17 protein-coding genes are annotated in these 20988 nt (G+C 38.9%); 5 read left to right on the top strand and 12 right to left on the bottom strand.

Features of this window, described 5'->3' with window-relative positions; genetic code table 11:
• The coding region (locus Q0W95_RS04590; protein ID WP_297790339.1) for a helix-turn-helix domain-containing protein at positions 1-457 on the bottom strand (457 nt) is incomplete at its 3' end.
• A gap of 59 nt (positions 458-516) precedes the next feature.
• Positions 517-1872, bottom strand: a complete 1356-nt coding sequence (locus tag Q0W95_RS04585; RefSeq protein ID WP_297790338.1) for an MATE family efflux transporter — start codon at positions 1870-1872, stop codon at positions 517-519.
• A gap of 62 nt (positions 1873-1934) precedes the next feature.
• On the opposite strand from Q0W95_RS04585, the gene Q0W95_RS04580 reads away from it, so the two are divergent.
• From Q0W95_RS04580 to Q0W95_RS04570, 3 genes are all read left to right on the top strand, one after another.
• Positions 1935-2750, top strand: coding sequence for a MerR family transcriptional regulator (locus tag Q0W95_RS04580; RefSeq protein ID WP_297790337.1), 816 nt, complete (start codon positions 1935-1937; stop codon positions 2748-2750).
• A gap of 195 nt (positions 2751-2945) precedes the next feature.
• Complete coding sequence (locus tag Q0W95_RS04575) at positions 2946-4106, top strand: MFS transporter (protein ID WP_297790336.1); 1161 nt, start codon at positions 2946-2948, stop codon at positions 4104-4106.
• A gap of 317 nt (positions 4107-4423) precedes the next feature.
• A complete protein-coding gene (locus Q0W95_RS04570; protein ID WP_297790335.1) occupies positions 4424-9409 on the top strand; it encodes a G5 domain-containing protein in 4986 nt (1661 codons plus the stop codon).
• A 193-nt stretch (positions 9410-9602) separates the two neighbouring features.
• Here Q0W95_RS04570 and Q0W95_RS04565 read toward each other — a convergent pair whose 3' ends face one another.
• Positions 9603-9800, bottom strand: coding sequence for a hypothetical protein (locus Q0W95_RS04565; RefSeq protein WP_297790334.1), 198 nt, complete (start codon positions 9798-9800; stop codon positions 9603-9605).
• 180 nt (positions 9801-9980) lie between these two features.
• The gene (gene glsA / locus Q0W95_RS04560) at positions 9981-10910 is read right to left on the bottom strand and encodes a glutaminase A (RefSeq protein WP_297790333.1); all 930 of its coding nucleotides are present in this window, start codon (positions 10908-10910) and stop codon (positions 9981-9983) included.
• A 73-nt stretch (positions 10911-10983) separates the two neighbouring features.
• On the opposite strand from glsA, the gene Q0W95_RS04555 reads away from it, so the two are divergent.
• Together Q0W95_RS04555 and Q0W95_RS04550 are read left to right on the top strand one after the other, a co-directional pair.
• On the top strand, positions 10984-11577 hold the full coding sequence (locus Q0W95_RS04555) for a hypothetical protein (protein WP_297790332.1): 594 nt from the start codon (positions 10984-10986) through the stop codon (positions 11575-11577).
• A gap of 60 nt (positions 11578-11637) precedes the next feature.
• The gene (locus Q0W95_RS04550) at positions 11638-12702 is read left to right on the top strand and encodes a C40 family peptidase (protein WP_297790331.1); all 1065 of its coding nucleotides are present in this window, start codon (positions 11638-11640) and stop codon (positions 12700-12702) included.
• 285 nt (positions 12703-12987) lie between these two features.
• Here the strand turns inward: Q0W95_RS04550 and Q0W95_RS04545 are convergent, their stop codons facing one another.
• The 8 genes from Q0W95_RS04545 to metG form a co-directional block, all read right to left on the bottom strand.
• Positions 12988-14280 (bottom strand): NAD(P)-binding domain-containing protein, encoded by a 1293-nt coding sequence (locus tag Q0W95_RS04545; protein WP_297790330.1) that lies wholly within the window; start codon positions 14278-14280, stop codon positions 12988-12990.
• A complete protein-coding gene (locus Q0W95_RS04540) occupies positions 14264-15481 on the bottom strand; it encodes an aminoacetone oxidase family FAD-binding enzyme (protein ID WP_297790329.1) in 1218 nt (405 codons plus the stop codon). Before Q0W95_RS04540 ends, Q0W95_RS04545 begins: the two co-directional genes overlap by 17 nt.
• Positions 15478-16908 (bottom strand): UDP-N-acetylmuramoyl-L-alanyl-D-glutamate--2,6-diaminopimelate ligase, encoded by a 1431-nt coding sequence (locus Q0W95_RS04535; RefSeq protein WP_297790340.1) that lies wholly within the window; start codon positions 16906-16908, stop codon positions 15478-15480. The genes Q0W95_RS04540 and Q0W95_RS04535 overlap by 4 nt, the downstream gene beginning before the upstream one ends.
• 241 nt (positions 16909-17149) lie before the next feature.
• Entirely contained in the window at positions 17150-17380 is a 231-nt protein-coding gene (locus Q0W95_RS04530; RefSeq protein WP_297790328.1) for a glutaredoxin family protein, read from the bottom strand.
• Between the two features lie 33 nt (positions 17381-17413).
• On the bottom strand, positions 17414-18256 hold the full coding sequence (rsmA, locus tag Q0W95_RS04525) for a 16S rRNA (adenine(1518)-N(6)/adenine(1519)-N(6))-dimethyltransferase RsmA (RefSeq protein WP_297790327.1): 843 nt from the start codon (positions 18254-18256) through the stop codon (positions 17414-17416).
• Positions 18253-18783, bottom strand: a complete 531-nt coding sequence (rnmV, locus tag Q0W95_RS04520; RefSeq protein ID WP_297790326.1) for a ribonuclease M5 — start codon at positions 18781-18783, stop codon at positions 18253-18255. The genes rsmA and rnmV overlap by 4 nt, the downstream gene beginning before the upstream one ends.
• Positions 18780-19541 carry a TatD family hydrolase gene (locus Q0W95_RS04515; RefSeq protein WP_297790325.1) on the bottom strand — a complete coding sequence of 254 codons (762 nt, stop codon included), beginning with the start codon at positions 19539-19541 and terminating at the stop codon, positions 18780-18782. Before Q0W95_RS04515 ends, rnmV begins: the two co-directional genes overlap by 4 nt.
• On the bottom strand, positions 19541-20988 hold a 1448-nt coding region (metG, locus tag Q0W95_RS04510), incomplete at its 5' end, for a methionine--tRNA ligase (protein WP_297790324.1). The genes Q0W95_RS04515 and metG, both read right to left, overlap by 1 nt.

Raw genomic sequence — 20988 nt, 5'->3', positions numbered from 1 at the left:
GAAGTCTATTTTCTTCTCTTAATCTTATTAATTCTTCTCTTTCAGTTTCGTTTATCAGAGTATTAAGTTTAGACTTTTTATTTGATTTGGTCATTTCTTTTTTAGGCCTTCCTCTATTGTATTCTAACCCAGATAAACCACACTTTCGATATGCTCTCTCCCAATTACATATTATTGATCCATTGCTTATATCAAAGTGCTCTGCGGTTTGTCTGAATGAAATATTATTGATTTGCCTATATTGTATTACAGATAGCTTAAATTCACTAGTGTAATTGTTGTTTTTTGACTTTTTAGATAAGTTATCAAAACCAGAAAATTTGTATTTATTTATCCATAGTTCTAACGTGCTTTTTGGAATTTTATATATTTTAGCTATTGATTTAAGTCCTCCTGATTCACCTGATAAGTATTCTAGTACTAATTTTATTTTAAATTCTTTTGTATATTTTGGCATACAAAAACCCCTCCATCCGTATTCTGGATTTTGGGGTTCAGGTCACCTCGGGTCTTTTTTTATTGATACTTTAGCTTGATGTGCTTATCTCGTCTTGCTTCTAGCTTCTGGATTTCCCTTAGCTCATCTTTTATCAAAAATATCGAGAAAATCATGGTTATTAGTTCTGTAAGGCTTGCCACATGCCAAATTATCCCCCTGCCTACTAGGACTGGCAGGCCATAGACAAGGATTGCCATTAGGAGGTAGCCCCTTAGGATAGTGATGAAAAAGTCGTAGCGGGGTTTTTGGACGGCAGTCATGTATCCCGAATTTGTTATATTAAAGCCCATAATGAGAAAGCAAAGGGCAAATATCCTAAGAGCCTTGACAGCAAAAGGCAGAAAACTCACCTCATAGTCAGCTATAAAGACATTTACAAAAAAGACTGGGCGAACTTCTATGGCAACCACCATACAGACACTCACAAGGGCAACTGTCCTTAGCATATATTTTCTAATTTTTAGAACGTCCTCGTATTTTTCCTTGCCAAAGGAGAAGGAAATTAGAGGTTGGCTGGATTGGTTGATGGCAAGCATTACATTTACAACAAAAATCATAATGTAGGATATTACCGAAAAGGCTGCCAAACCCTCCACCCCATAGTAGGTGGAAATCACCTTATTGAACAAAAGAATTACAAAGCCTGATGAAAGCTCTTGGACGCTAGCAGGAAAGCCGTAGGATAGAATCTCCTTGACCTTATAAAACTTTAGCCTAAACTTCCTAAGCTTTAGGCTTGCTTTTTTTGACATAAAGTAGCCTACATAGCCAAAGGTAGGCAAGACTTGGGCTATGCCTGTGGCAACAGCTGCCCCCCTGACTCCCCAATGCAAGTGGAAGATGAAGACATAGTCTAGGATTATGTTAGTTAGGGCAGAAACAACCATAAGGATAGTTGAAACGATAGGTCGGCCATCAGCCTTGACCATTATTTCAAAAACATAGGCCATAACATAAAAAGGCGTAAAAAATATGATAACTCCCAGATAATCATGGACTAGGGGTTTGATTTCAGCACTTGACCCCAAAATATCGGTGAGTCTATCCATAAAAACAAAGCTTAGCAAGGATATGCTAAGGGATAGAGCCAAGGAAAGGCTAAGGCAAATTGAGAAAAACTCATCTGCAAGCTCCTTATCCCCCTTGCCCAACTGGTAGGTTATTAGGTTTAAACTACCCACAGAAATGAGGATAGATAGGGCGAAAGTAAAGGTAACATAGGGCATGGCGACATTGACTGCGGAAATTCCACCAGCTCCCACTCCCTGACCTACAAAGATTCCATCAACCATGGTGTAGGTCGAAAACAAAATCATAGTTGCAATTGTCGGTAGTAAATATTTTAAATATGATTTGACTAGGGTATTTTTCATTCTCTCTCCTTTTGATATAATCATTATAAGGCTTGGACTAAGTCCAAGGTCAAGGAGATATTATGAAAATAAACTACAAGATTGGTCAATTGGCAGAAATTTTCGCCATATCGACAGATACCCTGAGATATTATGAGAAGGAAGGGCTACTTCTTCCCGAAAGAGATGCCAATTCCTACAGAATCTACTCCATCTTCGACATTTGGAAGCTAAATCTCATCCAAACCATGAAATCTTTGGGTATAAGCTTAAAAGAGATAAAATATTTTTTGGAAAATAGGACGGTTGCAAACGAAAAGGTCCTGCTTATCAAGGAGCTTTCCTACATAGACGAGCAAATCTCATCCCTGACCTACCAAAAATCCCAACTAATCAACAGGCTTGAAATCCTAGACGAGGCCATGGCAACCAAGGACTTTGGTGAGATTCTAATAAAAAAATTCCCAAAGAGAAAAATAATCTACACTGAATACAAGTTCACCAACGACCCCCAAGTCGACCTTGCCTACACCACCCTCATCCAAAATTCCAAAAAGAAAATCAACTTCCTCAACAGGGACTTTGGCATGGTGCTTCCTATGGAAAAAATCAAGGCTAGGAAGTTTAACGAATACTCCAAGGCCTTCCTTATAATTGACAAAAATGATAAAGACTACGACGACATCATCCCCCAAGGTCTCTACGCCGTAACGAGATTTAAGGGAGCCTACTCAAAGATAGGAAAATCCTACAAGAACCTTCAAGCCTTTCTTAGAGACCATTCCTACAAGACTCCTTCCTATGCCATAGAAAGATACCTTGTTGATATCAACCAGACCTACGACCCCAACGAGTACATCACAGAAATTCAAATCAAGCTAGAAGAGAAGAAAAATTAAAAGTCTTGGCTAGGATAATCAAGATAAAATAGCTTGCCTAGGCCCATTTTCCTTTAGGAAGCCCCCTAAAGACGACTTAGCCTTTTTTCTAAACCCTTTCTTTAAGTTACACAACTAAATCCGCTTAGCTTAACCTTTACAGCCCGTCCCAAATTTGTTATTATGGTACTTATATTCTTCGAGAAAAGAGGTCCTATGAAAACTATAAGCAAAAACAAACTCTTGGAGCTTGCGATTCTTTCTATCGCCCTCCTTACAGCAGGCAACAGTGCCATCTCGGGCATCCTCGTCTTTATGCAAAAAGACCTTGCCCTTAGCAGAGAATCCGCTGAATTTCTCATCACCCTATCATCCATCGCCACAATCATATCCATCGCCCTAAGTGAAAGCATAACTAGGCTAATAGGCATGAAAAAGTGCGTGCAAATCGGCATAGGCCTTGTCTTTATTAGTGGGCTTATCCCTGTACTTTACACGACCTATTGGACGATTTTCATTTCAAGAATCGTCTTAGGCTTTGGAGTGGGACTCTTCAATGGCCATACTGCCAACTACATAAGTGCCCTCTTTACTGGAGAAAAAAGAGCCAGCCTTCACGGCATGAGAAATTCTATGGAATTTATCGGACAAATCCTTCTCTTGGTCTTGGCGGGTCTTCTAATAAAAATAAGGTGGAACTTGGCCTTTCTTGCCTACCTTATTGCCCTACCCATCTTTTTCTTCTTCCAAGCCTACGTCCGAGATGTTAAAGAAGACCAAGCAAGTGGGAGGTTTTTCCTAAACAAGCAAGTGATTTTCTATGTTTTCTTTGCTGGAATCATGATTATGAACCTCACCGCCCTAACCATCAGATTCCCCACAATCGCAACGAAAGCTAGGGGGATGAACGTTAATATCAACGCCTACATGACCCTCATCCCCATCTTTGGAATGACTTCAGGCTTTGCCTTCGGCCCAATCAATAAGAAGCTTAAAAGCAAAACCATCCTCATGGCTCTTTTAGTTTACATCATCTCCAACCTAATCATAGGTCTTTGGGGAATGAATATGCTTGTCTATATGATCGGCATGATTTTAAATGTCTTTGCCCTTTCCATGTCCACCCCCTATCTTTTCGCCGAAGCAAGCAGGTTTGCCCGAGGTAGCCAAAATAGGATTATAAATAATTTGATTTTTATAGGTTGTAACATCGGGGGCTTCCTAAGTCCCTTTTTCATAAATTCCATAGCAAAGCTATGGAAAAGTGAGTCTTTGACCCAGGCCTTCACAAGTTTTTGCCTAATCTATGCAGGTCTTTTCGCCCTCTACTTCTACGAATACCTAAAGGTAAGAGCTGGCAGATGGATCAAGCAATAAGCTTTGTAAAGTTTCCTTTAAGCTAGGATTGATTCTTAAAGCCTCCTTTTTCAAGCAACAAAAAACAACATCAGCTATTTACATTTATTTTTTTACTTAATTTATAAATCATAAATAAAACGAAATTTAATCTTGTGATAAAAGGCTAACAAATATAAGGAAAAATCTCTCAAATGCTTCTAGTTAAGGCGTTTTGACTTGAAATGTTTTTTGAAGTCAAGTATTATAAAGTATTATAAATTCTACATTATGCGTTTTATAGACGTTATTTCATTAGATATATTTTATAATACAAATAAAACGAAGAAAGGAAGAATATGAACAAGAAACAAAATCTCCTTGCCATAGCCCTATCTGCATCCTTTGTCCTAGCAGGGGCAAATGTGGCAGAGGCTAATGACCAAGTTAGTGAGTCAGTTCAAACTGAAGATGTTAAACTTCCGATAACTGAGGCAGAAAATACTGAGTTAGATAATAAAAAAAGTGAAGGGGAAAAAACTCCTACCGCTTATAAAAGTAATGCAGAAGCTGATTTACCAAATCAAAACTCTGGAGCCGCTCAAGTAAATGCAGAAAATGAAAAAAAACAATCAGCAACACCTAAAACAGAGCAAAATGGTGGTGAAGAAATAGGAATTGGCGAAGAGATACAAAGGGGAGCTCAAAAATCTTCAATAGAATCTACTGAGCCAAACTATTCTGAAGAAGAAAAGAACATCAAAAACTATAGTGACAGCGAACGTTATAAGGAAACAGACCTTACTCCGGGCTCTACTATCGTCGAAAATGTGAATACAGATGAGGGAAAAGAAAAAGACGGTTTTAAGTTTGATACCTTAAACCCGTCAGCAGGTTCCCCAGACAAGAAGGCATACGGTTACGAGATTACTATCGACAAGAAAACTGGCCAAAGGACCTATACCAAGATTAACGTAACAGATTCCGGTCGTGCTCCTATAAAAGGAGGGGATAAGCCAATGATGGGAGAGGGAGAAAAATTAACTCCAGAATCTCCTACTGTAACTTATAAACCAAATGAAGATGGTGAAGCTACAGCAGGTAGGCAAGCATCATACGACTATGAAGCTAGCGAAGAAACCCTCAAGCATATCAACAACAAGGACAATGAATCCACTGTTATAGGTATGAAGGATAACTACACTAAAGATAATCCAGAAGTTAAGTTTTTTGGAGATAATTTCGCCATAACCTACAAGGTCAACCCATGGCCTAATGAAAATGACAAGCTAGAGCTATTGAAATTAAATGGTAAGTATGATAAAAAAGTCTTTGTCCAAGGTCAAGATATAGATACCGGAATCAAGGTAGATAATATGGATGAAAGTGCCAAAGAAAGGCTGGTAGGCCAAGTCTATAACCCTATTACAGGAGCGATTGTTCCAGGAGCAAGAGCCTATATTGGAGATAATGGAAATATCCATATCCAAATGCCAGAAGGAGCCCTAAAAAAAGACGAAAACGGCAAGACTGTCATCAATGAAAAGTCAATCTTCAACACACCTGACTACAAGGCTCTTCAAAACCTTGATGTCAAATTCTTTGCCCGTCCAAGAACAGCAGAAGAATTTAAAACCATAGCAAAAACACCAGACGAATCTGGTGAAACAGGAACATACACAGAAACAGGTGCAGGTTCTGCTGACATCAACCATAAGGGAACCAATGTCAAAATCGACAAACAAGGCATCGACCGCTACGACCACTACAACCTAATCGGTAACTTCAAGCTAAACCTTGATGACACCAAGTTTTATGACCAAAAATTCAAAGACCAATATGAGAGACCGACACTAGATCATGTATTTTCTGAGGTAGAGCCAGGAAAAGACTTTAAAGTTAAAATGAATGATTATTCGTCTGAGAAAGATAAGAAAGAAAGAGACGAATTTGGCAAAACTCCAGAAGATATGAAAAAAGCTCAAGCAGCTCAACAAGCCACTGGTACAGTCAATCTAAAGTTTTTCAAGGAAAACAATAAGGGAAAAGCTCCAGAAGATCAATGGAAGATATCAATTGGTGGAGAAGAAATAAATCTTGATAAAGTTGGCGATAAGATTTATAAAGATGACTTATCTAATATTCAAATAACAGCTCCATCATCCGCTAAGGCTGGAGAATTTGTAGCAGTACCTATTGAGTACACTTACACAAACGGATCAAATGACATTCACTGGTTCCACTTTGTAGTAAAAGAATCTGACAACAACATTCCAACCTATGATTCAGAAGCTGGTATAGCTGACAAACAACTTAGTCAAAAACCAAAACTTTCTCAAACTGAGAAAGACCTAAAGAAACTCCAACCAAAATCTTATAAACTTGCTAAAACAGAATACAAGGATAATAAGGGCAATGTTTGGAATGTAAGTATTGATGAAAAAACAGGTGTAGTTACAGCTACAGTACCAGCTAATGAAAATATCCCAGAAGATGGGGCAAAGCTTAATGTAGATGTGGAAGTGACCTACGAGGAAGAAGTTAAAGTAGGCGATAAAAAAGAAACAAGAACCTATACTGAAAAGACAAAAGCCCAATTCTATTCAATCCCTTCTACAAACCAAGAAGTAAAGAAGGAATACGAAACAAAACTGCCATTTGAAACAAAACTTATTTACGACGATACAATCCCAGCAGGCAAGGTTGTAGAAGAAGGCGGAGTTGTTGGTAAACAAAAAATGGTCTTCTCTCAAATCGTCGTAGGCAACAAAAAAGGTGCCCTAGATGAAAATGGTAAGTTTGTGGAAGGCAAAGAAGCTGTATCAACCGAGATCATAACACCTGCAGTAGACAAGGTTATAAAAATTGGTACAAAACCAGCAGAAACAACCGTAGAAATTCCAAAAGGATTAGACTACGAACTTGATTATTCTAAAAAGGACGGAGAGCCAGAAGTAGTTGAAGAAGGTAATGACGGCGTAGTTACAATCAAAACTACAAGAAATCCACAAACTGGAGAAATTACTGTCACTAAGACAACTACAACAGAAGCAAAACCAAAGAAAATCAAGATTCCAGCAGGTACAGAAGGTACTCACGAATATACAGAGAAAAAACCATTCACTTATGACATCCAATTTGATCCAGACTTCTATACAAACTATCCAGATGCAAAAGATAACTACAAGATAGTAACAGAAGGAAAAGTTGGAGAAAAAACAACTAGGTGGACTATTAAAAACTCTGAAATTGTTGGAGAGCCAAAAATAATAAAAGATACAGACCCAACCAATGCCGTTATCAAAGTAGGGCAAAAAGACTACACAGGTGTAATAACCCACAAAGAAAGCCACGAAGTACCATTTGAAGTAGAATATAGATATTCTAACGAGCTTGAAGCAGGTCAAACAAAGATTGAGCAAAAAGGTGAAAAAGGCTCTTACGATATAGAATATTCACAAAAAATCAAAAATGGCGAAAAAGATGGAGAAGCTACTTCAACAAAGAAAAATGAAAAGGCAGCCAAGAAAGAAATCGTAGTAATTGGTACAAAACCAGTAACAAAAGTTGTAGAAAAACCATTCAACACTGAATACCAATACGATGAAAATCTTGAAGCTGGCAAAACTGAAGAAGTAACTCCAGGTAAAAACGGCAAGGTTACAATCACAACAACTTACAACCAAGAACAAAAGAAAGTAGTAACTTCTGAAACAGAAGAAAAGAGTCAAAATAGAGTTGTTAAAATCGGTGGCAAGACTAACGGAACTGAAAAAATTAAGGAAGAAATTCCATTTGAAGTAGAAGTTAGAAAAGACCCATCACTTAAGAAGGGCGAATGGAAGTATGCTACTGATGATGAAGGCAATGAATTAAACGGAGAAAAGGGAGAACAAGAAAAAACTCTAACCATAGTTAATTCAAAGGTAACAGAAACATCTGAGCCAACAGTAACTAAACAAGCTAAGAAGGCAGTTATTTTAGTAGGTGAAGGAACAAACGATGGAACTCACGAAATTGTAGATAAGAAAGAAATTCCTTTCGAAACTAGATACGAATACGATGATTCACTAAAACCAGGTGAAGAAAAAGTCGTAACTCCAGGTTCTCCAGGAGAGCAAGAAAGAACAAATACTCTTGTAATCAAAGATGGAAAAGTCGTAGAAACTAAAGAAGGCGAATTTAAGACTACTAAAGAGCCACAAGAAAGACTAATCAAAATCGGTCGAAAACCATCTGAAGGCGAAATTACAAAGACAATCGAAAGAGAAATTCCTTATGAAACAAAGGTAATCTATGACGAAAACCTTGAAGCCGGATTCCAAAAAATCGAAAATGAAGGAAAATCAGGCAAGGAAGAAGTTACAATTACTCAAAAGATAAAGAATTCTAAAGCAGATGGTGAAGCTACAGAAACTACAAAGACTATCACAGAAAAAGAAGATAGGGTAGTAAGAATTGGTGTAAAACCTGTTGAAAAGATTGTTGAACTTGGTAATAACACTGAATACAGACAAAACCCAGAGCTTAAGGAAGGCGAAACAAAAGTCATCGAAGAAGGCTCAAAGGGATCTGTAAAATACATTACAACCTTCAACAAGCAAACAGGTAAGCTTGAAGTTACAGAAGAAAGAACTGAGCCAAAAAATAGGGTTGTAGAATATGGTTCTAAGACTGATGGTGAATTCACTTACGAAAGCGAAAAAGCTTACGACATCATCATTAGAGAAAATCCAGATCTTGAAGCTGGAAAGACTAATGTCATACAAGAAGGTAAACCAGGAAAGACTGAAACTACTGTTAAGATTGAAAACAGCAAGGAAGTTTCTAGGGATACTAAGACAATCACAGAAAAACAAGATAAGATTATTGAAGTTGGAACAAAGAATGTTTGCCCAATCCCACCAGTAACACCAGAAAAACCAGAGGAGAACACTCCAAAAACTCCTGGTCATAAAGATCCAAAAGACCCAGAAAAACCAGGCGAGGATAAACCAAATGAGTCAGGAAAGCCGGGTGAAAATCCTGAAAAACCACAAGAACCAGGTAGACCTAAAGAAGAAAATCCAGTTGAGAAGGAAAATCCAAAAGAAAACAAGGTTGATAGAACAGAAGAAATATACGAAAACCCTAACGAACTTTCTAAAAAAACTAAGAAACCTTCTGAAGCTGACGAATTATCTAAGAAAACAAAGAAAATTTCCGAAGCAAATGAATTATCCAACAAGAAAAAAATGGCAAATCCTAAGACTGGTATAGGAGCAGTTGCCCCAATCCTCACAAGTATGGGTATTTCAATAGCAGGACTCCTTGCTACAAAGAAAAAGAAAAAAGAAGACCAATAAAATCTGATTTTGAAGATAAAAGAGAGAGCAAAAAGGCTCTCTTTTTTTATCTAAGATTAACTTAATTTTTGTTTTTGTATTAAAAAACAAAATGATAGGTTATTTCAAATAAAAACACCAAGCTTTTTACCTAGGATTTTAAAAATCTTAAAGACAAAATACTTGGTTTTATGTCAAAATAACATTCTAAAAATTATTTACCTACAAGGCTTACCAACAAATCAAAAAGCGCTTTAATCGCTTTTTCATGAGTCCTCTCATATCCGTGGGTTGCATCAACTCCACATCCCACTAGGGCGTAGTCAAGGTCTAATTCTTTGGCGATTGCCACTAGGTCATTTATGAGGTCGTAGTTATATGGACCAGATGAATCTTTGACCCGGGCCTTCACAAATTTTCGCCTAATCTATGCGGGTCTTTTCGCCCTCTACTTCTACGAATACCTAAAGGTAAGAGCTGGCAGATGGACCAAGCAATAAGCTTTGTAAAGTTTCCTTTAAGCTAGGATTGATTCTTAAAACCTCCTTTTTCAAGCAATAAAAAAGCTCCGCTAGTAAGCGAAGCTTTATTTTTATACAAAAATATTTAGTCCCAAGTCTTGGGATAGGATTTTAAAAAGTTCCTTGCCCCTTACGGAGTTGCCTGTCTTGTCAAGGCGTGGTGAATATACTGCAAGCCCACAAACTCCCGGCACTACTCCGACAATGGCTCCAGAGACTCCCGATTTTGAAGGGATGCCCACATTCATCAGGTAGTTGCCCGAATTTTCGTACATCCCACATGAGGCCATCTGACTTACCACAAGTTGAACTATAGTTTCTGGTATTAGCATGCTCCTGTCTTCTATATCGTAGCCCTTGTTGGCAAGAAGAGCTCCCATGGTGGCTAGCGCCTCTATATTTGTCCCTATGGAGCAATTTTTGACATAAAGGTCTAAGACTTCTTCTGGGTCTTGGTCAAAAATCCCCTTGCTTTTTAGGTAGTAGGCTATAGCCTTGTTCCTGTCAGTTGTTTTAATCTCTGACTTGTAGACATCTTCCATAAGGTGAGCGTCCTCGTATTTGGCAAGTCCCTTGTAGAAATTGAGGATTCTTGCAAACTTATCTTCATTATCCTTGCCAACAATCATGGATGTGGTTGTGAGAGCTCCTGCATTTATGAAGGGATTTGCCGCCCTATCCCCTATGGGAACTAGGGAATTAAATTCATATCTGGTAGGCTCACTTCCAACCTTAGAATAAACTTCACTAGGATTGTTGTCGGTAAGAGCCATGATTAGGTCGATGATTTTAGATATGGATTGGAGGGAGAAAACTATGTCCTTATCTCCATAAGTTAGGGCCTCGCCAGTTGTTGAAACGAGCGATAAGGCGAAGTTGTCCACGTCCACATTCAATAATTCTGGTATGTAGCTTGCAGGCTCCCCCTGGCCTAGGTAGTCCTTGCTCTTTTCGATTGCCCTTAAGATTCTATCATTTATTAAATTTCTTGTGTATAACATAAATCCACCTCTCTTATATAATACCCTTTATTCCAACAATTTTAGTCGTACAATGATTAAAAAAGGAGTTTTTATGAGAATAATAGATATACTAACCCAAGAAGATTGGATAAAAACTTATGATTTCTATGATGGTTTTGTTAAGTCATCATATTTTCCTATCCTAAAAGATGCCTACGAAAAGCTCAATACCGCCATACTTTTTAAGTCTAATATCCACGGCAAAGACCACATCGAAAGGGTTATTTTCTTTGCTGTCCTCCTAGCCTATGCCTACAAGCTTAGCGATGATGAGACCAACATTCTCGTCAATGCAGCAAGCCTACACGATACAAAAAGAGTCAATGATGGCTGGGACACAGAGCACGGCGAAAGGGCTGCCCTATCATCAATCACCTATGCCCATGGGGTTAGGGAAGATGATTTGCCAATCCTTCAAGCAGTTATAGCGGCTCATTCTCGAAATGATGACCTGATGGATGAGACCATAAAGGAATTTGTCAAAGACCAAAAGGATAGGGAGAAAGCCAAACGCCTTGCCAAGTTTTTCAAAGATGCTGATGGCCTAGATAGGGTGAGAATCAACCACCTCGACCCTGCCTACCTCAGAAATTCCTATGCAGTAGAGCTTGTGGACTTCGCCTACAAACTTTACGATAGATTTTAATTAAAATTATTAGCTTTCTATGTTATAATAGAACTAGTATATAATTTTTAGGAGAAAATAGTGAAATTTACCAATAAATTGCTAACAAGTTCATTAATGTGTCTGGGCCTTGTCTGTCTACCCTTCCTATCCCACGCTGACCAGCTAATTCTCGATAGGGACAAGACCGAGGGAGTAAATATAAGGGAAGTAAAGTCCGACTCTGCAAATGTCCTTGACGGAATCGAAGACTTCACTCGCTATGATATCAAGGCAGAAGATGAGTCTTGGTATCAGATAGACTACAAGGGACAGGTCGCCTTTGTCGGCAGGGAATGGTTTAATAGGATACTTTCGGCAACCCTCACCAAAGAAGCTGACCTAAAGGCTCTTGCCAGTAAGGATGCCAAAAACCTCACCTCCTACAAGCTCCAAAAATCTACCAAGGTAAACATCTTAGACTTTGACGAAAAAACTGACTATGTCAAGGTTTCCTACAAGCTAGAAGATGGGGCAAATAAGGCTCTCAATATAAAAAAAGCTAAGGAAATCAAGGACGAGGATAAGAAAGAAAAAATCGGCTACCTTCCCCTCGATAGCCTATCCCTAGCAAAAAAGAAAAAAGATGAAATAAAGACCATCAAAGAAAACTACAAGAAAATGAACGAAAGCATAGACAAGTACGAAAAGCTCGATGAAAAAGCCAAGGAAAACGAGGAAACTTATGAAGTAATCTATGTTTCCTACCTAACCAACGACAATGGCGATATAATCGATAACGACTCAACAGAGCTAGGAAAAAGCATCTACAACTTCGCCCTTGACTATGTAGGAAGTCCCTATGTCTTTGGCGGAGTTTCCAAGACAAGCGGTATCGACTGCTCAGGTCTTGTCCTAAGGACCTATGAAAACTTCGGCCTAAGCCTACCTCACAGTGCCAAAAGACAGGCAGAATATGGAACAGAAGTCCCATTCGGAATGGAGAAGGCGGGAGATTTAGTATTTTTCGGCTCATCCTATGCCGATATCTACCATGTGGGTATAGCTGACGGTATGGGAAACATGGTTCACGCCGCCAACCCTGGCCAAGGAGTAATAGTAAGTCCAATAAATGGACCTTTCGTAATCAAGAGAATCTTTGAATAAAATAAATATACAAACTAAGGCCCTCCTAGCAAGAAAATGCTGGGAGGGCCTTTTTGTGAAATCTCTTATAAAGTCATCAAAAATTAAGCTCGCTAGAAGCTAGCATAGCTTAAAATTTCTCCATAAAACTTGGCCTAGGCTAGCTTTACAACTTATAAAAAAATTCCAAGAGCTAGGCTCGCTTGGAAAAGCTCTTTTTGCAGAGGTTTTCCTTGCTCACTTTTCTCTTGGAAGTACTTGATTTATAAGACTTTAAGCTCTTTGGGCTAGCTTAGCCTTTCTTTTTTACAATTTCATTGAATTTTGTCTTCTTCTTAGTCTGGTTATGGTTGCTTTTTCGTCTAGCTCAACCATAGACATATCTATAATTGTTCCCTTTTTGATATCCTTGGTTGCCCTTGTTTTTTCTGTGATTAGGGCTATTGGAAGAAGGTCTTCTTCTAGGCATCTGTCGTGGCTGGTTAGTTTTCCAAATACTGTTCTTGAACCTACCCCCTCTAGGGCTTCTCCAGCTTTGATATCTCTTTTGGCGATTGTTACTGTGTCTGCAACTTGACCATGGAGAGGGACTATGGTTGATTCATTTTCTACTACTGCCTTGTAGATGGTGATTGGTGTTTCAAGGCTTGTGAGGTGGTAAGGTCTATACATTAAGTAGTTTGGTCCATCTCCAAAGCCTAGGAACTTCATCAAGTCTCTTACATCTTCTTGATCGCTTGTTACGATTATGAATACTCCTGGTGCCATGCCTCTTGAAAATTCCACTACCCCATATCTTGATAGTTTTCCTCCATCAGCCTTTAGTCTAAAGTCATCAACTGCTGTTTCAGGGCTTGTGGCAATCCCGTGGCAACCTAGGGTGTCTGGCAAAAATCCTAGGGCGTTGGCTGCAGAGTTTAGCTCAAGCATGGTGTTTGTTCCATCGATAAAGCTTGTTAGCATTTTTGCTGATAGACCCTTTGCCTTTGCCAAGTCGGCGAGGGATTCTGGGGTTGCGTCGTTATCGAGTGGGTTATTTTTACCCTTGGCTGCAACAAGGACTTCTAGTCCCATACCGTAGGCGTATTCCACAAGGTCGATTATAGCTCCTGGCTCATCTCCAAGGATGCCCGTATAGACAACTCCTGCTTTTTTTGCCATGTCGTGAAGGACAGGGCCTACAACTGCATCACATTCTACATTGAAGGTAATCATGTGCTTGTGGTATTGGATAGTTTTTCTAGCGATAACAGCTCCAAATGGAGGATCTCCAGTACAGTCTACAACAGCATTTATTTGCATGAGCTTATAGGCAAGGCGATAGTTTGTTGATACACAAACATAGCCTTTTTCTAAAACTTCATAGCCTTCGTTGTAGTCGTCTGTAAAGATAATTTTATCTTCGGAAATTCCTGCATTCACAAGGGCTTTGATGGCTTTTCTTGGAGTCCTATTTACTACAAGCTTTACTTCCATAGCATCCATCTTTGACAATTGGCTAATCAAAGAACCACCCATCTTGCCACAACCGATTATGGCAAGCTTGATGCTTTCTCCATTATCTTTCATTTCTTTTAATTTTCTATTTATTTTGAACATTCATACTCCTTATTGTATCTGAAGCGGCTTTCGCTGAGGAAAAGGCCCACTGTATATTGTACCCTCCACAAGAACCAGATACATCCATGATTTCACCACAAAAGTAGAGATTCTTGTAGATTTTGGATGCCATTGTTTGCTTGTCGATGTACTTGGTAGAAAAACCACCTAGGCTCACTTGAGCGTTTTGCCTATCATAGATGTCCCTTATGTGAAAGGTCATCTGTTTAAGGATTTTTACGAGCATATCCATATCCCTTTCGCTTAGGTCTTTGGCAAAAAGACTTTCATCAATCCTAGCTTTTTTGAGGATATCTCCTATAAGCCTCTCATTTACAAGACCTAGAAGGATTTGGCCAATAAGTCTTTGGGGGTATCTTCCTGCCAAGGTCTTAATCTTAGTCCCTAGCTCCTCTTGGCCATAGCTAGGCAAGAAATCCACCCTCACTTCTGGCTTTTTTCCTGCCATAAGGGCTAGGCTAATCTCATTTGATAGGTCAAAAACAGCTGTTCCCGTTAGCCCGTAGGCTTGGAAGATTATATCATCGGTTGAATCTTTCCTAAGCCTACCGTCTATGTAGAGGGAAAGCTTGCCACTAACCTTGCACCCCTTGGCCTTTTTTGATAGCTTTTCCTGAGTCTTGTAGTTAGTTATTCCGTAAGAAATTTTACTTATTGGATGAAATTTTTCAAGTATTTTATAAATACTTCCATCTGAACCCGAATTTTTGAGGGTTATTCCCCCTCCTGCGAGGACTAGGATATCGTACTTGTACTTGTTATTTTGCCCGATCAAGAGCCCTTTGTCTAGGTCTATATCTATAATCTTTTCATTAAAGATAAACTTAGCATTTTCCCTAGCCTTTAAGTAGAGCACATCCCTGACAGACTTTGCCGACATGGTTAATGGATAGCACCTTCCCGAAGGAAGGCTTGTAGTGGCTATCCCTAGTTGGTGGAAATAATCTATCAAGTCCTCATTGGTGAAGCCATCCAAGGCCTTCTTGAAAAAGTCTGGGTCGGATGATTGGTAATAAGCATAGGAAAAATTCTTGTTAGTAAAATTGCACCTGCCATTTCCCGTAGCAAGAAGTTTCCTTCCAGCAAAGTCGTTGGAGTCAATCACAGTAAGGTCAAGACCCTCTGCAAAAGATGCAAAGGCAAGGCCAGCCACCCCTGCCCCTAGGACAAAGACTTTCATAGACTTTCTAGGACTTCTGTTAGAGTCTCCCTCTCACTGTAGTAAGTTTTCTCGTTGCCCTTTAGTTTTAGGAAGTTCTCCTCGCCCTTGCCTAAAAGGAAGATATAATCGCCAGCTTTTGCATGAGTTACTGCATATTCGATAGCTTTTTTCCTGTTATTTATTTCTACATATTCTCCATTTTCTGCATTAATACCTTCTTTGACATCCCTATTAACATTCTCCAGAGTGTCAAATTTAGGATCATCTGTGGTCAAAACTGCAAAAACCTTGTTGATGGCACAGGCTTTTCCAGTAGATACCCTAAATTCCTTGTTCCTATCTCCATTAACGCCAAAAACTGCATAAGTCTTACAGCCCTCTGGAACAGATTTAAAGAGTAAGTCAAAGGCAACTGGCGTGTGGGCAAAGTCGATAACTATATTGATTCCAAGGTCATTTTTGATATATTCAAACCTTGATTTTACCCCCTTGAACTTATCCATAGCCTTTGATATCTCATCAAGACTTGCTCCCATAGCATTAAGGGTACTGGTTGCTGCAAGAGTATTGTAAACTTCATAATCAGCTATAGTATTTAGGCTAAACTTCACTCCCCTAACTTCGTAAGTGATTTTGCCATCTTTTTTCACAACATTTTCCGCTCTATAATCAGCATCTGGATTGTCAATAGCATAGGTTATCGTATTTGGGAAAAGCTCCTTAGCCTTACGTCCATAAGGGTCGTCAATATTTGCCACTGTATGCTTGGCTTGGTTAAAGAGAATCATCTTGGCTTTAAAATAATTGTCCATAGTCTTGTGGTAGTCCAAGTGTTCTCTGGAAAGATTGGTGAAAATTCCATAGTCGATATCCACCCCATAAATTCTCTTTTGGTCAAGACCGTGGCTTGAAGTTTCCAAAGACAAATACTTCATCCCCTCATCAACACATATTTTCATAAGTTTGTTGACCTCGGTTATAACTGGTGTAGTGTTAGAAGTCCTATACTCCTTACCTCCAATTAGGGCGAGGTCTGTCCCGATATTTGCTGCCTTGCCATAGATTTCATCCATCAAGAAATAAACTAACCTTGAAGTTGTAGTCTTACCATTTGAGCCAGTAACACTTACCACAGTCATCTTCTCTGATGGATAACCAACAAGCTTATTAGAGATTTGGGCAAGAGCCTTCCTAGCATCTTCCACCTTTATATAAGAAATGCCTTCTCTGTAGGCAATATCTTCTGTATGAACCACAAGGATAGCTCCCTTTTCGATAGCAGAATCTATATAAGCATGGCCATCACTTATATTTCCCTTAACAGCAACAAAAGCATATCCATCCCCAACATCCTTGGAATTGTTTGTAACCTCAACTATCTGTCTATCATTATTTTTCTCATATGATAGCCAATCTATTATTTCTAATATCTCTTCAAATTTCAACAAAATATTTCTTCCTTTCAAATAAAAATCTTTTATATATCTCTAAGTATGTATTTTACCATTATTAAGCTTAAAATCATTATAGAAAATCAAAGCAAAGAGCTTATGGAAATTCTAGTAAGACCTTATTTTCTGAGTTTGACAGATATTTCTTATAGGTGTATTTAAGACTATAATTAGAAATACTAAAAAATAGATTTGGGCATAAAAAAAACAAAGCTGTTTCCAGCCTTGCTCCATCTTACTTATTAAGTTTTGCCTCGATTGCTTCCTTGTCGAAGCCTACTATGTCTTCTCCGTCGATATTTATAACAGGAACTCCCCTGTAGCCCTTGCTTACTAGATAGTCTACTGCATCCTTGTCTTTATCAACGTTCAATTCTTCAAATTCGATTCCCTTGTCGTGGAAATATTGTTTTGCTGCCTTGCAGAAAACACAAGTGTTTGATGTATAAATTTTAATATCTGCCATATTCTCCTCCATTCATTTTATATATACCCAATCTTATAGGGTCTTTATTGTTTTTGTTAAATTTATAAAATCATCCAAGGACAAGTTTTCTGCCCTTAGGTTATCTTTTATACCCAATTTTTCAAAGGCTAATCTGAGTTTATCTTTTTCTACCGCATCTGCTAGAGAGTTTAGAATTGTCTTCCTTCTCTTATTAAATCCTGCGTGAATTAGGTCAAAGAGGGCTTTTTCATCGACTTGGTCAGTGTATTTTCTAAGGCTAAGCTTTAGGACGGTTGAGTCGATTTTAGGTTGGGGCATAAAGACAGATTTAGGGACATTGGTTACTTTTTTTGCATCAGAGTAGTATTTTACGAAAACTGATAGGGAAGAATATTCCTTATCCTTTTCTGTGGCAAGCATCCTATCAGCAACTTCTTTTTGAACCATGATGGTCATATCCCTACACGGAAGCTTGCTTGTAACAAGTTTTTCTATAATTGGAGTTGTTATATAGTAGGGAAGGTTTGAAACGACTGAAAATTCTTCGCCATTAAATTCTTCTGAGACGATTTTTTCTAGGTCTGCCTTTAGGATATCCTCATGGATTAGCTTAAAGTTTTCAAATTCTTCCATATTTTCTTCTATGATTGGAAGAAGGGAGCTGTCAATTTCTATAGCTACGACTTTCTTGGCTGATTTTGCCATCTCATAGGTGATTGTTCCAATTCCTGGGCCGATTTCTAGGACATTACTATCTTTAACATCAGCTCTTTCTACTATTTTTTCGACGAAGTTCTTGTCTACCAAGAAATTTTGTCCGAGCGATTTGGAGAATCTAAAGTTATAGAAATCTATTATATCCTTTACAACTTTGGGTGAGTATAATTTTTTCATAATTTTTCTAATGCCCTTTCAAATTCTTCACGACTTATGCCGAAGGAGTTGAGCTTGGAGAGAAACTGTTTGGTGTTGTAGTAACCGATGCCCAGAAGGTCTCCGACTTTAGCTCTTTTTTTTCTTGCATCACTTCCTAGGCTAAGACCGCTTTTGACCATATCTGCCATAGTAAATTCTTCCTTCCTCATAACATTTACAGCCTTTGCTTTTTTCAAGGCCTCAATAATCACATCAGGCTCAGCATTTTCAACCCCTAGGTCGTTTTTCTTGATAGCCTTTTTCCTATCTATGTAGGCGTGTTTGGCTGTTGGGATATGCTTTGCAATTCTTGCCCTGATTTTCTTGCCTGCATAGTCTGGGTCAGTTAGGATAATTATCCCACACTTGGCATTGATAACCTTGAGTCTTTCAATAAGGTCCATCCCAAAGCTTAGGCCATTTGTGGCAATCATTTCACAATCTATGGCTCTTTTGACGTTAGTTATATCGTCTTTTCCTTCTACTACTATTGTTTCTTTTATCATAAGCCGAAAAATTCCTCTGCATTCTTGCTAGTTCTTTTTTCTAATTTCTTTAATTTCATGCCCCTAAGCTTGGCAATCTCCCTAGCTACTTCGATTATTTTGCGGGGGTCATTCCTTAATCCCCTGTAAGGCTCTGGAGTAAGGTAGGGACTGTCTGTTTCAAGCATTAACCTATCTAGTGGGACGAGGCTTGCGGCACGCTTTTCATTTTCTCCTGTAGAAAATGTTACGACTCCTCCAATTGAGATATAAAAACCTAGGTTCATGTATTTTTTAAGCATTTCTGTATCTTCTTGGAAGCAGTGAATTTGAACCTTTAGATCTGAGTATTCTTTCAAAATTTCATAGGCGTCATTGCCAACTTCCCTTGTGTGAATTACTACAGCTTTGTTAAGCCTTCTGGCAAGGTCAAGCTGCTTTATGAAAATTTCCTTTTGCCTATCCTTGTTGTCATCCCTCCAATAATAGTCAAGTCCTATCTCGCCTATGGCGACAACCTTGGGATTTCGGGCAAGATCCTCTATGATTTTTAGGTCATCTTTCCCCATCTTTTCCACTTCTTCTGGGTGGATACCGACTTGGGCATAGAAGTTTTCATACTCTTGGGCAAGGTCTACTGCAAACTTTGAATCGTAGACGTTACAGCCTGGATTTATTACTGCTTTAACATTAAAATTCGACAGGTCCTTAATGATAAAGAGCCTGTCGGATGCAAAAGCCTCATCTGTGAGATGGGCGTGGGTATCGATTAGAGCCATTAGCTTACCTTAGCTCCTGGTTTCATATCAGCTAGGGTTGATAGGAGGCTAAGCTCATCGTCAAAGTCTGCGGCAAGGAGCATGCCCTCACTTTCTATGCCACGCATCTTTCTTGGAGCAAGATTTCTTACGACGATAACATTTTTTCCTAGAAGCTCTTCTGGAGCATACCATTTTTTGATACCTGAAACTATGGTTCTTGGCTTCTGTTCGCCAATATCTACTTTGAATACCAAAAGCTTGTCTGCATCTGGGTGAAGGTTAGCTTCGATGATTTTTCCAACAACTAGGTCAACTTTTGTGAAGTCCTCAAAGGCTATATAATTTTCTTCCTTCTTTACTTCTTTTTTGTCCTTATTGAGTCTTTGTTCAATCAAAGCACCGTTAGCCTCGTGTAGCCTTACAAGTTCCTTGTCGATTTCAAGCCTATCGAAGAGGTTTTTGCCCTTAGTAACTTTCGCTCCTTCTTCAAGAAGGCCAAACTTTCCTGCTGACTCAAAGCCCTTGTTGGAGGTGCCGATTTTTTCTAAGATTTCCCTTGTAGTATTTTTCATGACTGGCTCGATTAATTGGGCAACAATCCTGATTGTCTCGGCAAGGTTGTATAAGACCCTATCAAGTCTTTGGGCGTTTTTCTCATCACGACCCAAAATCCATGGCTCAGTTTCGTCTACATACTTGTTGGCACGACGGATAAGGGTCCATATAGCTTCAATTGCAGCGTTGAAGTTAAACTCATCCATTAGCTTGTTGAAGGTAGTATAAGTTTCTCCAGAAAGGGCCATTAGCTCATCGTCATACTTATCAGCTACTGAGCCTTTTCTAACCACGCCATCATTGTATTTATCAATCATAGAAGTGGTTCTTGATACGAGGTTGCCTAGGTCATTTACAAGGTCTGAGTTATATCTTTCCATAAATTTCTTGGCTGAGAAGTTGCCGTCAGAGCCGAAATTAAACTCACGAAGCATGAAAAATTTAAGAGCATCTACTCCATAAAGGTCAACCAAAGGTTCTGGATACATGATATTTCCCTTAGACTTACTCATCTTGTCATTGTCAAAGAGGATCCAACCATGGGCAAAGACCTTTTCTGGTAGAGGAAGGTCAAGAGCCATCAAGAGGGCAGGCCAGATTATAGTGTGAAATCTCACTATATCCTTACCAATCAAGTGGACTCCTGCTGGCCAATATTTCTCAAATTTTTCCTTATCGTCCCCATAACCTATAGCAGAAAGATAGCATGATAGGGCATCTATCCAGACATAGACAACGTGTTCATTATCAAAAGGCACATCGACTCCCCAATCAAAGGAATTTCTTGTTACAGAAAGGTCAGATAGACCCTTGTCGATGAAGTTGTTGAGCATTTCCTTTTGCCTAAAGGCTGGCTCAAGAAACTCTGGGTGGTCTTTGAAAAGCTCTTTTAGCTTATCAGTGTACTTGG

This window comes from uncultured Anaerococcus sp., from assembly GCF_947253225.1.
Lineage (GTDB): Bacteria > Bacillota > Clostridia > Tissierellales > Peptoniphilaceae > Anaerococcus.
This window is presented reverse-complemented; position numbering and strand designations above follow the sequence as displayed.

What these genes read in the sequence shown, in the direction of transcription:
- Q0W95_RS04585 (WP_297790338.1), bottom strand. Translation starts at nt 1,872, where the DNA reads ATGAAAAATACCCTAGTCAAATCATATTTAAAATATTTACTACCGACA.
- Q0W95_RS04580 (WP_297790337.1), top strand. Translation starts at nt 1,935, where the DNA reads ATGAAAATAAACTACAAGATTGGTCAATTGGCAGAAATTTTCGCCATA.
- Q0W95_RS04575 (WP_297790336.1), top strand. Translation starts at nt 2,946, where the DNA reads ATGAAAACTATAAGCAAAAACAAACTCTTGGAGCTTGCGATTCTTTCT.
- Q0W95_RS04570 (WP_297790335.1), top strand. Translation starts at nt 4,424, where the DNA reads ATGAACAAGAAACAAAATCTCCTTGCCATAGCCCTATCTGCATCCTTT.
- glsA (WP_297790333.1), bottom strand. Translation starts at nt 10,910, where the DNA reads ATGTTATACACAAGAAATTTAATAAATGATAGAATCTTAAGGGCAATC.
- Q0W95_RS04555 (WP_297790332.1), top strand. Translation starts at nt 10,984, where the DNA reads ATGAGAATAATAGATATACTAACCCAAGAAGATTGGATAAAAACTTAT.
- Q0W95_RS04545 (WP_297790330.1), bottom strand. Translation starts at nt 14,280, where the DNA reads ATGTTCAAAATAAATAGAAAATTAAAAGAAATGAAAGATAATGGAGAA.
- Q0W95_RS04540 (WP_297790329.1), bottom strand. Translation starts at nt 15,481, where the DNA reads ATGAAAGTCTTTGTCCTAGGGGCAGGGGTGGCTGGCCTTGCCTTTGCA.
- Q0W95_RS04530 (WP_297790328.1), bottom strand. Translation starts at nt 17,380, where the DNA reads ATGGCAGATATTAAAATTTATACATCAAACACTTGTGTTTTCTGCAAG.
- rsmA (WP_297790327.1), bottom strand. Translation starts at nt 18,256, where the DNA reads ATGAAAAAATTATACTCACCCAAAGTTGTAAAGGATATAATAGATTTC.
- rnmV (WP_297790326.1), bottom strand. Translation starts at nt 18,783, where the DNA reads ATGATAAAAGAAACAATAGTAGTAGAAGGAAAAGACGATATAACTAAC.
- Q0W95_RS04515 (WP_297790325.1), bottom strand. Translation starts at nt 19,541, where the DNA reads ATGGCTCTAATCGATACCCACGCCCATCTCACAGATGAGGCTTTTGCA.